This window comes from Veillonellales bacterium, assembly GCA_039680175.1.
Lineage (GTDB): Bacteria > Bacillota > Negativicutes > JAAYSF01 > JAAYSF01 > JBDKTO01.
The window spans coordinates 16,628-28,789 of sequence record JBDKTO010000112.1 but is presented as its reverse complement, the minus strand read 5'-3'; the positions used below and the strand labels follow the sequence as shown (position 1 = coordinate 28,789).

General features: G+C 40.8%; 9 protein-coding genes. 2 read left to right on the top strand and 7 right to left on the bottom strand.

From position 1 onward, the window contains the following. Window positions 1-421 precede the first annotated feature (421 nt). The 7 genes from ABFC84_17795 to ABFC84_17765 form a co-directional block, all read right to left on the bottom strand. Entirely contained in the window at window positions 422-1,840 is a 1,419-nt protein-coding gene (locus ABFC84_17795; GenBank protein MEN6414595.1) for an aspartate ammonia-lyase, read from the bottom strand. A 68-nt stretch (window positions 1,841-1,908) separates the two neighbouring features. After that, window positions 1,909-3,318 (bottom strand): ethanolamine permease, encoded by a 1,410-nt coding sequence (gene eat, locus ABFC84_17790; protein MEN6414594.1) that lies wholly within the window; start codon window positions 3,316-3,318, stop codon window positions 1,909-1,911. A 79-nt stretch (window positions 3,319-3,397) separates the two neighbouring features. Continuing rightward, window positions 3,398-4,885 carry an argininosuccinate lyase gene (gene argH / locus ABFC84_17785; protein MEN6414593.1) on the bottom strand — a complete coding sequence of 496 codons (1,488 nt, stop codon included), beginning with the start codon at window positions 4,883-4,885 and terminating at the stop codon, window positions 3,398-3,400. Window positions 4,886-4,920: 35 nt separating this feature from the next. Continuing rightward, on the bottom strand, window positions 4,921-6,342 hold the full coding sequence (locus ABFC84_17780; GenBank protein ID MEN6414592.1) for an aspartate ammonia-lyase: 1,422 nt from the start codon (window positions 6,340-6,342) through the stop codon (window positions 4,921-4,923). Between the two features lie 51 nt (window positions 6,343-6,393). Continuing rightward, window positions 6,394-7,719 carry an anaerobic C4-dicarboxylate transporter gene (locus ABFC84_17775; GenBank protein MEN6414591.1) on the bottom strand — a complete coding sequence of 442 codons (1,326 nt, stop codon included), beginning with the start codon at window positions 7,717-7,719 and terminating at the stop codon, window positions 6,394-6,396. 830 nt (window positions 7,720-8,549) lie between these two features. Continuing rightward, a complete protein-coding gene (locus ABFC84_17770) occupies window positions 8,550-9,440 on the bottom strand; it encodes a MurR/RpiR family transcriptional regulator (protein ID MEN6414590.1) in 891 nt (296 codons plus the stop codon). A gap of 183 nt (window positions 9,441-9,623) precedes the next feature. Continuing rightward, on the bottom strand, window positions 9,624-9,782 hold the full coding sequence (locus ABFC84_17765) for a YjfB family protein (GenBank protein ID MEN6414589.1): 159 nt from the start codon (window positions 9,780-9,782) through the stop codon (window positions 9,624-9,626). Between the two features lie 183 nt (window positions 9,783-9,965). On the opposite strand from ABFC84_17765, the gene ABFC84_17760 reads away from it, so the two are divergent. Further along, complete coding sequence (locus tag ABFC84_17760) at window positions 9,966-11,090, top strand: DUF362 domain-containing protein (GenBank protein MEN6414588.1); 1,125 nt, start codon at window positions 9,966-9,968, stop codon at window positions 11,088-11,090. Window positions 11,091-11,112: 22 nt separating this feature from the next. After that, a complete protein-coding gene (locus ABFC84_17755) occupies window positions 11,113-12,132 on the top strand; it encodes an aldo/keto reductase (GenBank protein ID MEN6414587.1) in 1,020 nt (339 codons plus the stop codon). Window positions 12,133-12,162 lie beyond the last annotated feature (30 nt).

Here is a 12,162-nt window from a genome sequence, read left to right as displayed (position 1 = left end):
TCCCGACCTATTATGCACATTCCTAACATTTGAGTATCAATATTGTATAAATCCGACAATTCTCTTTTCCCTTAAACCTTCTCTTCTATTTGGCAGCCCCCGCCTTTACTGAAAAGCGGTTTGTCGAAAAAATCTTTTAAAAATATTTTAGCTAGTCCTGCCAAACTGGTTTCGACCTATAAGGGGGTAAAGTTGCATCAATTGTCAACCGAGCAGCTATACTACCTTGTTTCGGGATTTCTTGTCATAAATATCGGCAAACTTAACGCAAAATAGGCAAAAAAAATATAAACCCCAGGCAGTTATTGACTCTGCCTGGGGTTTATAAGAAATTTATAACTATTTGTCAATGCAAGTAAGCAGTTGATTTGAGACGGGGCGTGTTCTTTTCATATGGTTCTATATAGAATTTGAAATTTCCTCATTTCAGCTTACATAAAGCAAGAATTTCGCTACTCTTGGACGGATCCGTTAATGTCAGTGGATCCATTAGCGTTTCCGCTTCTTCCTCAGTAAATAGACCCATTTTTAAGGCTACTTCTTTTACCGTTGCACCGGTACGATACGCTTCTTTCGCAACTTTCGTTCCCGTTTCGTAACCGAACAGAGCCGCAATCACCGTTGAAATAGCCAACGAGTATTCCGCATTTCTTTTACAAACTGCTTCGTTTGCTTTTATACCGCTAATACAATAATCGGTAAACCGAAAAATGCCTCGGGTTAGAATTTTAAACGACTCAGATAGACATTTTATGATTAATGGCTCCCACACGTTAAGATCCAACTCACCTCCCTCAACAGCCATGGAAATCGCAGAATCATTACCGCAAACCTGATAACATATCTGATTCATCAATTCAGGCATCACGGGATTCACTTTCCCCGGCATAATGGATGAGCCGGGCTGTACGGAGGGTAATTCGATTTCATTAAAACCAGCCCGAGGGCCTGAAGACATAATTCTGAGATCTGTGGCGATTTTACCCAATCCCGTTGCAAGCGTTTTTAAAGTTCCGGATACTTGCAGATAAGGATCGGCATTTTGAAGTCCATCAAACAAATTGGCTTTCACCTTCACGGGAATGCCTGTCAGACGAGTCAAGTACTCGTAAACCTTTGAAACATATCCGGAAAAAGCCCCTAATCCCGTTCCTACAGCTGTTGCCCCAAGAGACAGCTCTGCACAGGAATGCATTATCTGCTCGAATTGACTGATGTGACGCCTAATAAAGGATAAATATCCGCTAAACTCCTGGCCCAACGTTATAGGCACGGCATCTTGAATGCATGTGCGCGACACTTTGACAATCAGCCTAAATTCATCGACTTTTTTTGCCAAATGCTTTTCTAAATACCGCAGACTATCAATCAGTTCTTTTAAATAAATACAGCAGGTCAGACTCATTGCGGCGGGAATAACATCATTCGTCGACTGTCCCATATTAACATGGGTGTTCGGATGAACGCTGTCATATCCCTTGTGCCCAGTCAGAATCTCATTGGCCCTATTGGCAATTACCTCATTTACATTCATATTGGTCGAAGTACTGCCGCCCCCTTGAAAAATATCAACAGGAAACTCTTCGGTAAACTTACCAGCAATAATTTCTTCAGCGGCCTGACAAATTGCGCCGGCTATTTGATCATCCAGTACCCCTATATCTCTATTGGCAAGTGCCGCCGCTTTTTTTATTGTTGCTATCGAACGAATAAATGTAGGCAATTCGCTAATGGTGTGCCCCGACACATCGAAATTATGTTTCGCACGTTCTGTTTGGATACCGTAATAAACATCTGCTGGAACCTGTAATTCACCTAAACAGTCTTGTTCAATTCTCATTGCATATTTCCCTCCGTTACTCTGGTTTATTTTACAAGAAGGTCACCTACGATTTACAGTTTGAATCTCTATTTATTCAGCCTATCCAATACTTCGAACTCTTCGTTAAAGGGGCGAATGGCTTTATCCCCCCAGATCAAGTAGTACACGACCGCAATCCCATACGCCAGCGCTACCCATTTCAGGATCTCAACAGTGGTATAAACCACACTGACCAAACAAAAAATGGCCATTAAGAAACTAATCGCTGGAACAACCGGATAAGGCACCTTAAAAGGCCTTTTGAGTTCTGGTTCCTTAGCCCGCAACACAAACAAACTTACCAAACTGATTAGATACATAATTACCGAACCATATACCGCAATAGTGATAACAATATCAGTCAAACCTGTTAATGCGGCACTCAAGGCGACCATCCCCGGCACTATCAGAGCCCATACCGGAGCATGATGATCTGGATTGATATACGCTAAAAATTTAGGCAAATAGCCGCTGCGAGCCATGGCATACGTTTGGCGGGAATAGCCGACAATTACTCCATGGAGGGAGGCAACTAAGCCGAACAGCGCAATAAAATTAATCAGCGCAACGCTCCAATGCCCTTGTCCATATACCTCACTTAAGGCCATTGGCAATGGAAAATCGACTTTCTTGACGAGATTATAGTCGGCGATACCAGCCGTCATAGTCAGAGTCATAACCGCCATTATCAAAAGAGTGCCCATTCCATACAAAAACCCGATGGAAATATCTTTTTGCGGATTGACCATCTCTTCCGCCGCCATGGCGACGCCTTCAACCGCCAAAAAAAACCAAATTGCAAAAGGCACCGCCGCCATAATACCATGGTAGCCGTTAGGCAGAAGCGGTTCAGTCATTATTCTGCTAATTTCAAAATATGGTGCCGCAAAACTCCAATATAGCATCAACCCAAGCAGCGCAACAACAGTGACAACCAGTTCAAATACAGCCGATACTTTAATACCCCAGTAATTAATAAAAATAAAGAGTAAAAGCGCAACTACCGTAGCCGTCATAGTGGAAACAGGCGGGACAATGTTATGAACATAACCCCCTACAGCTAAAGCAATAGCGGGAGTGGCAAACACAAATTCAATCAAGCAGCTTATGCCGCTTATATACCCCCAAAACTTGCCAAGAGCGCGCCGGGAATAGGCTGATGGCCCCCCAGCGTGCGGAATGGCTGTTGCTAGCTCGGAATAAGACAAAATAAAGGTGATATAGAAAATGGTGACCGGAATCAAGGCGATAGCCAAGCCAATAGGTCCACCGGCCCCAAAGCCATAACTCCAGCCAAAATAATTGCCGGAAATAACCACACCTACCGCAAGCGCCCAAAGGTGGATGGGTTTTAATGCCCGTTCAAGACGAGGAGCCTCCCCCTTTGCCTCAGTATTAGTTTGACTTTGACAAGCAGCGTTGTCGTTGACAAAAACCATATTCTTAGAATTTTTCATCGTTGCAGGGCCTTCCTCCCTTTTCGAATCTCCCCTGTGCTATAGCAGCTCCGGCATATACAATAACATACAGCACAGATTACTTTATCCCAAGAATTTTCTCCTCCTCCGCTTGTATCTTCTGATAGGCTTTCTCGACTCGATCGATCTGTTCATTCAGCCATTTTTTTTCACTCGTCAAAGCTAAATCGGCTTCGGCAATCATTTTCTTGACCGACCCTTTACTTGGACCACCCATGCTCGTTTTTGATTCAATATTTTTACACGGTTCCAGTACATTTTTGATTTCTTCCTGGCTTACATTCAGTTCATTACCAAGAATTTCTTTCGAAGTCTTTTTAAGCAGAGAACTATCCATTTCATTAATGGACAGGCCTCGATCAATCACTTCCGCAACCATACTTCCGACAATATCATGTGCTTCGACAAAAGATATATCGAACTTTCCAACCAAATAGTCGGCAAGAGCCGTGACGGTTGAAAAATTCTTCTCTGTCTTTTCATAGGCAATATCTTTTCTTAAATTTGAGTGCCGTATAGTTTCTTTCAACAACCCTAAGCTGCTTAAAACTTCATTACGGGCATTCCAATAATCGCCGGGTGTCTCAAATAAATCCATACACAGTGAAAATGGCGTATTTTTTAAAGAACAAAAACCGGATACCAAGGCCCCCACAATATGCGATGCTTTTGCCCTCGCATACTCTAGCGTAACGGGATTCTTTTTCTGTGGCATTATACTGCTGCAAACAGCAAGTTCACCGCCGATATCTAACAAACCAAACTCATTTGTAGCCCACAAGTAATGATCCTGAGCTATCCTGCTAACATTAATCATCATAATCGCCAGTGCTGCTTCTATTTCCAGTAAATAGTCTCTTGAACCGACACAATCAAGCGCATTCACCAATATCCCCTCAAACCCCAGCAAATCGCTTAAAGCCTGGCGATTAATCGGAAAACCCGTACCAGCAAGTGCTGCAGCTCCGAAGGGAGACATATTTGTTCTTATGTAGCCGTTTTTTAAGCGAACAAAATCACGATTCAGGACATTAAAAGCCGCCATATAATAAAACGCCAGAGTAATTGGCTGGGCCGGCTGCATATGAGTATACCCGGTTAGAATGGTTTCCATGTTTTCTGCGGCTTTTTTTAAAAGTGTTTCTTGAAGATCAATAATGCTTTGTAAAATATCCCATGCCGATTTTCTTGTCTCCATACGCCAAAGAGTTGCATAAATATCATTTCTACTTCTCCCGGCATGAAGTTTTCCGCCAATTTTAATTCCTATTTCCTTGACTAATGCCTGCTCCACATTGAAATAAAGCTCTTCATATTTCCCATCAAGGTCTTCCGGTTTCAAGTTTTTTTGAACCTTGGTTAACCCCTGAAGAATTAACTTTCCACTTCCTTCATCTAATATTTTCTCTCTTACCAGCATGATTGCGTAGGCCTTATTTAATAAAATCATTTCATTAAAGCCAACCTTATACTCCTGAACAATGCCAGGATATATGACTTCATTTTTAAAATAATCCAGCAGTTCACTTTTTATTCTATCTCGCATCAATTATCTCTCCTTGTAATTACTTTTCATCCAACCTACTTTATTATTTTTGCTTTATATTTCTCCACGACCTCACTACACTTCGTCTGATCCGTCAAAAGCATAGGATCTAATATAATTTCTGCTTCCTCCTGAGTAAGAATCTTATTTCGAATTGCAGTATCCTTGATCGATTCATTATTTTTATAGGCTTCTTTTACTATAGCAGTTCCTTTTTCATATCCGTAAATAGCCGAAAGAACCGTCGCATTAGACAAAGAGTTTTCTGCGTAATTACGGCAAACTGCTTCATTTGCTGTAATTCCCTTGACACATTTTTCCGTAAATAATTTTAATCCATTTGTTAAAAGAACAAACGATTCCTGTATACATTTACGCAATGGCGCATCCCAAACATTAAGATCCAATTCACCAGCTTCAACCGACATGGTAATCGCCAAATCATTACCACAAACTTGATAGCAAATATGATTCATCATTTCAGGAATAACCGGATTGATCTTGCCCGGCATTATAGACGAGCCAGGCTGCAAAGAGGGCAGATTTATTTCATTAAGCCCTGCCCGTGGCCCAGAAGACATCAGTCTAAAATCGCGTGATATCTTACTGATGCTTGTTGCTACGCTCTTTAGCGTGGCTGAAACCAAAAGAAATCCATCATCATTTTGATAACCGTCAATAATATTTTCACGACATTTTACCGGAATTTTACTTACGTTTTTCAACTGACGGTAAACTGAATCTAAATATCCTGGAAATGTACCAATACAAGTTCCAACTGCACTCCCACCAAAGGAAAGATGCGTGCATGCTTCCTGCGCTTTTTCGCAAAGATGAATTTGTCGATTAATCACAGCATAATACCCGGAAAATTCCTGTCCCAATGTAATTGGGACAGCATCTTGCAGGCATGTCCGAGCGATCTTAACAACTTGAGCAAACTCTTTTGTCTTTTGCGCTAAAACCTTTGATAATTGCCCCAATTCTTCAATGAGCGCTTGAAAATAGTAATAGCTACTCATTTCAAGCGCCGCCGGAATAACATCATTCGTCGACTGCCCCATATTAACGTGTGTATTGGGATGAACTTTTTCATAGCCTTTATGCCCTGTAAGAATCTCATTGGCTCGATTAGCAATGACTTCATTAACATTCATATTAACAGATGTTCCTCCGCTAAAAACATCGATTGGAAACATCCCTTTATGTTTTCCTGCAATAATTTCCTCCGCAGCCTGACAAATTGCAGCTGCAATATCTGTAGGTAATGCGCCAATTTCTTCGTTTGCCTTTGCTGCCGCAATTTTTAAAAATGCAATTGACTTTAAATAAATTGGATAGGATTCATATGTGGTATTTGAGACAGCAAAATTATTCCTGGCACGTTCCGTTTGAATTCCATAGTACAGTTCATCTGCTATCTCCATTTCACCAACACAATCATGTTCAAGTCTCATAAAAACCACCTTTTCATTTATAAAGTATTATTACCTTACCAATCGATTTCTTTATAAAATAGCCTTTGCAATAAAGAAACCAATGCTTACACTAAGTATTGTCGTAATTAAACCTGGGACCATATAGCTATGATTGAAAATATACTTTCCAATTCTTGTTGTCTTGGTTCTATCAAATGCAATACCCGCAATTAATGTTGCATAGCTAGGAATAAAGAAATATCCGTTTACTGCTGGAAACATGCCTACAAGAAGCGGCGCCGGAATACCCAAAGCAAGTCCAAGCGGCATTAAAGCCCTCACGGTTGCAGCCTGACTTAAAATCAAAGCAGAAACGGCGAAAAGCGCAATAGCAAATACCCAGGGTGCAGTTTGTACAATTCCCTGAACACCGCTTTTTATAAAATCAAGATTATTTGCTACCAATGTATCTCCAGCCCATGCCAGACCAAAGATGCAGAACACTCCCATCATACCCGCTTTAAATATAGACATTTCAATGATCTGATCCGCCTTAACACGACAAAATACCACCGTTAATGCTCCCATGACCATCATTACAATTTCAATAGTACTAGTCATAGAAATCGGTGCCATTTTCCCACCATCTTCAAAAATTGGCCGCAGCGACGGAAACATACCAAGAACAACAACCAATAGTGCTGAAGCTAAAAAAATAGCAACGGACAATTTAGCTTCGGTACTAAAATGTTTGACTTTAACCTCGTTCGTTCTTTCTACAATAGGCGGTACTTCGCCCGTTTTTAGGCGGGATAAATATTCTTCATCCTTATCTAAATCTTTCCCCATATGACTGGCATAAATTGCTCCCCCTAAAACACCCAGCAAGGTTGATGGAATACAAATTATAAGAATATCTACAAGTGAAACATTATATGGTGCCAAAAGGCCAACCATTGCAACCGTAGCCGCTGAAATTGGACATGCAGTAATTGCCTGTTGCGATGCTATAACCGATATGGATAACGGACGTTCCGGGCGCACCCCGGCTTCCCGTGAAACTTCAGCAATAACAGGGATAATACTGAATACAACATTTCCCGTCCCAGCCATTAGTGTAAATAAATAGCTAACCAATGGTGCAACAAAACTTATATTTTTAGGATTTTTTCTCAATAATTTTTCTGCAAGCGAAATCAAATAATCCATACCGCCAGCAGCCTGTACAGCTGCTGTCATTACAACAACAGCTGTAATAATCAACATTACATCAATTGGTGGCAGAGCTGGTTTTAAATGAAAAACAAAGACCAGAATAGCTAAACTTACACCTCCAGCCATCCCCAAAAAAATTCCACCATATCGTACAGCAAAGAACAGCATTCCGATAACAATGGCTAGTTCTATCCAAAACATATTAAATCTCTCCTTTCACTTTATGGAAACATTAGCTATGTAGATAAAGGAAAAGCAGTATGAGCTAAACCAAACCTGGAAGCGATTCCCCAAATTGTAATACACTTTGTTTAATCATTACAGAAGTTCGCTGCAGTATATCTATTCCATATATAAATGCAAAATATTTTTAACCACCTCCTTGAAAAAAGTGTACTCTTGCGGAACCAAAAGATATGAACTAGAGCTCCTTTTTACCCCCCCTCGCATTGGAGAATATTGAAAAATGATATTTCCCAATTCAGAATCGTACAACAATTCTGCTGAAGGCACTATTTTGCTTTTCCCCAGCATTGACAACTTCAGAACATTCTTAAAGAACATTTACAAGCCAACTATTGCTGCTTGGGTAAAGCATCTCAAGCCTGATATGCGCGTTCTCAGTTTATCTGGCAAGCAGAATTTGATTCACCAACTTCTTCCTTCATCAGAAAATTAGCCGCATTTGTCGTGATTGACCTAGTTCTTAAAAAATGGCATTGGCAAGATCTTTTTAGCATGCCCTTCGTTATTTAAGTCTAATAATGATATGATATCCTTCAAAAAATATTTGATGAATAAAATCCTTCGTTTTTTTGAAAAAAATAATAAACTTGAAAATTTTATTAATATTGAATTATATCCTTCATTCTACTTTTGATGAATAATATCCTTCATTTTTTGAAAAATATTATCCCTTTTCTTTCATCTCTAAATAAGTATGCCCTTCTCCAAAAATGAGCATCCTTCAGAGGTGCCCTAAATGGTTCCCCTTAGCTTAAGGTATTTATCCCCATTATACAAACATTGAATTATTCTATCTCTATTTGAGGAAAAATATGTTTGGACAACGGCGCCCACTGTAAAAAAATGTTGTTTCCTTTGGCATATTCCTCAAATCTCTCCAAATAAATGCGGGTTTTCTTTTGATCCCTATAAGCCGTCCCTAAACAAACTGCATTAATCAGACACATATTGGCTGCATGGCAATCAATAAATGAATTTTTCTGTGGTATTGTAATTAAAAGATCAGCAAAATGAGTTGCCGGTGAAACAATGCTATCAGTAACCACAATCACGGGAATACCTCTATGTTTAAATATTTCCATAGCGGAAATTGTTTTTCGAGGATACCTTGTAAAACAAAAAACCAAAGCCACTGTGTCACCATCAACGGTATTAAAAAAGTTATAGGCATATTCATCGACATCATAAAATTTAAACACATTCGGTCTTATTTTATTAAAGCTATAACCAGCATACTCGGCCAAACAACGAGTTCCCTGTAAACCAATTATTATTAGATTTTCTTTTTCGCTTAGCAGTTGGGTCACTTTGTCAAATTTTTCCTTATTAATTTCTTTAAGCGCCTTATTTATCATATTGACTTCTTTAGAAAACACTTTTTGATATATAGTACTTTCATCAGAGACCTCCGCTACTGTAAATCTATCTAATGTAGATATTTCTTTCTGCATAAATTCCTGTAACGAATCCTGAAAAGCAGAATATCCTGAGTAGCCTAAAGAAACCGCCAATCGGATAACTGTTGACTCTCCCACAGACGCAGCTCTTGCTAATTCCGCAGAGCTCATAAAAGATACTTCTTGGTAGTTACTTAAAATATAATTCGCTAAATGCATTTGTTTGGGCGACAAAACTGCCGCCCCCTCTTTAATCCTTCTTAACACGTTATTCTTCATATAAGACTCCACTTTTATTTTAGATTTTTACGATCATATCGCAACTTTTAAAATACAAAATCGACAATACTGTATATTCGGTTTTTAAAAATAAAATCCTCTTTAACAATACAGGTACTGATTCTTCTGAGTTTATACTTATGGTAAAATTCAAAACGAAACGCCCCATTGCGGAGCGTTTCGCTAAACTTGTAGATCAATGTTATTACCAATACCGAACATCTTCAGCATTTCAGAAGCACTTTGGGTCGATGCATCCATAGCTTTTTTCAAAATCATCGTCCCGGCCTGAGATTGTACTTGCTGTTGACTGTTTAGTACGGAAAGAGCCGCTATGTCCATATCATCATCCTCACTATTTGTTGTTTTATATGTATCTTCTACTTAATTTTATCTATACCTGCAAGATATCCAAATATGAATATAATGTTATGCTAACACTCGCTTTAACCTATTGACTTAGAGTATACTCAAAGTGGTAAGATTAAGGTATACGCAAAATCTTTCAGTGAGAAGGAGAACAGCATGGAAAAAGCAAAAGTTTATTTTACGAATTTACGGGCAGCACCCAATATGAATCTACTGCAAAAACTAGAAAAACTGGTCAAGCAAGCAGGGATCGAGCAAATTGATTTCAAAGATAAATTCACTGCCATAAAAATACATTTTGGCGAGCCCGGCAATCTGGCCTTTCTCAGACCGAATTATTCCAAGGTGATTGCCGATCTGATCAAAAGAAAAGGGGGAAAGGTCTTCCTTACCGATTGCAACACGCTTTATGTCGGCCGGCGTAAAAATGCCCTTGAACATTTGGATGCGGCATATGAAAATGGGTATAATCCCTTCACTACCGGCTGCCAGATTTTGATTGCCGACGGACTAAAAGGCACCGATACGGTCAATGTCCCCGTCCCTGGCGGCGAATATGTGAAAGAGGCAAAAATCGGCAGGGCTGTCATGGATGCCGATATCTTTATCAGCCTGACCCACTTCAAAGGTCACGAACTTACCGGCTTCGGCGGAGCCCTAAAAAACATCGGCATGGGATGCGGCTCAAGAGCCGGAAAAATGGAGATGCACAGTGAAGGCAAGCCTCATGTATCCGGTGAAACCTGTGTCGGCTGCGGCACCTGTGTTAAAATTTGTGCCCAAAGCGCCATCACCGTTACCGATAAAAAAGCGGCTATCGACCACAGCAAATGTGCCGGCTGCGGCCGCTGTATCGGTGTTTGCCACTCTAATGCAATCGTTCCGGCCTGGGATGAGTCTAACGACATTCTCAATAAAAAAATGGCGGAATACGCACTGGCGGTATTACATAACAGGCCCCATTTTCATATCAGCTTAATGATTGATGTATCCCCTAACTGTGATTGCCATGCCGAAAACGACCTGCCCAGTATTCCCGACATTGGTATGTTCGCCTCCTTCGATCCTGTAGCTCTCGACATGGCCTGTGCGGATATGGCGAATCAGGCTCCCGTTCTTCCCGGCAGTTACCTGGCAGAGCAGCTTAAACAGCAGGCTTGCAGCGACGGCAAACCGGATTATTTCCACGCTGCCCATCCTGAAACGAATTGGCGGGTATGCCTCGATCATGCCGAAAAAATCGGTATCGGCACCAAATCCTATGAACTGATTGAAATTTAAATGAAGCTAAGGAGGTTTCTCAATGGATAAGCTCAAACTGGGACGAACCGGTTTAATGGTCAGTCGAAGCGGGTTCGGCGCTTTGCCCATCCAGCGTATTTCTTTTGAAGAAGCGAAGGCAATCCTCCGAAAGGCCTATGACAAAGGCATCAACTTTTTTGATACCGCCCGGATGTATACCGATAGTGAGGAAAAGCTCGGTTACTCCCTGTCTGATATCAGAAATCAGATTGTCATCGCCACCAAGAGTCATGCTGCCGATAAAAAAACATTATTTGCGCATCTCGAGACCAGCCTGAAAAATCTAAAGACAGATTATATTGATATTTACCAATTGCATAACCCTAAGGTTCTACCCAATCCGGAAGACAGGGAAAGCCTTTATGCCGGCTTACTGGAAGCCAAACAAAAAGGAATGATCCGTTTTATCGGCGTTACAAATCACAATATAAAAACAGCGATACAGGCGGCCGAATCGGGCTTGTATGATACGATCCAGTTCCCTTTAAATTCCCTTGCTAGCGAGGAGGATTTGAAGCTAGTTGCCGTGTGTAAAAGAAAAGATATCGGCTTGATCGCCATGAAAGGGTTATCCGGCGGATTAATTACCAACGCTGCCACCACCTTTGCCTTTTTGCGGCAATTTGATAACCTTGTTCCTATCTGGGGAATTCAAAAGATGAGTGAGCTAGATGAATTTCTGGCTCTGGAAAAAAATCCGCCGGTACTGGATGACGCTATGTGGAAACTGATTGAAGCGGACAGAGCGGAATTGGCGGGAGACTTTTGCCGCGGTTGCGGCTATTGTCTGCCATGTCCTGCCGGAATTGAAATTCCTACCCAGGCCAGAATCTCGCTGTTGCTGAAGAGAGCCCCCTATCAACCCTTTATGACAGACAGCTTTCGGGAAAAAATGAATTTAATCAACAAATGCATCGAATGCGGACACTGTAAAAAGCATTGTCCTTACGGTCTGGACACGCCTAGCCTCTTGAAACGGGAACTGAAGAAATACAATCAGTTTTACGAAAAGCATCATTAAATTACAGCTGAATGTTCCGCAAAACAAACT

Excerpts from the sequence above, each read along its gene's own strand:
- ABFC84_17795 (MEN6414595.1), bottom strand. The coding sequence starts at position 1,840 with ATGAGAATTGAACAAGACTGTTTAGGTGAATTACAGGTTCCAGCAGAT.
- eat (MEN6414594.1), bottom strand. The coding sequence starts at position 3,318 with ATGAAAAATTCTAAGAATATGGTTTTTGTCAACGACAACGCTGCTTGT.
- argH (MEN6414593.1), bottom strand. The coding sequence starts at position 4,885 with ATGCGAGATAGAATAAAAAGTGAACTGCTGGATTATTTTAAAAATGAA.
- ABFC84_17780 (MEN6414592.1), bottom strand. The coding sequence starts at position 6,342 with ATGAGACTTGAACATGATTGTGTTGGTGAAATGGAGATAGCAGATGAA.
- ABFC84_17775 (MEN6414591.1), bottom strand. The coding sequence starts at position 7,719 with ATGTTTTGGATAGAACTAGCCATTGTTATCGGAATGCTGTTCTTTGCT.
- ABFC84_17770 (MEN6414590.1), bottom strand. The coding sequence starts at position 9,440 with ATGAAGAATAACGTGTTAAGAAGGATTAAAGAGGGGGCGGCAGTTTTG.
- ABFC84_17765 (MEN6414589.1), bottom strand. The coding sequence starts at position 9,782 with ATGGACATAGCGGCTCTTTCCGTACTAAACAGTCAACAGCAAGTACAA.
- ABFC84_17760 (MEN6414588.1), top strand. The coding sequence starts at position 9,966 with ATGGAAAAAGCAAAAGTTTATTTTACGAATTTACGGGCAGCACCCAAT.
- ABFC84_17755 (MEN6414587.1), top strand. The coding sequence starts at position 11,113 with ATGGATAAGCTCAAACTGGGACGAACCGGTTTAATGGTCAGTCGAAGC.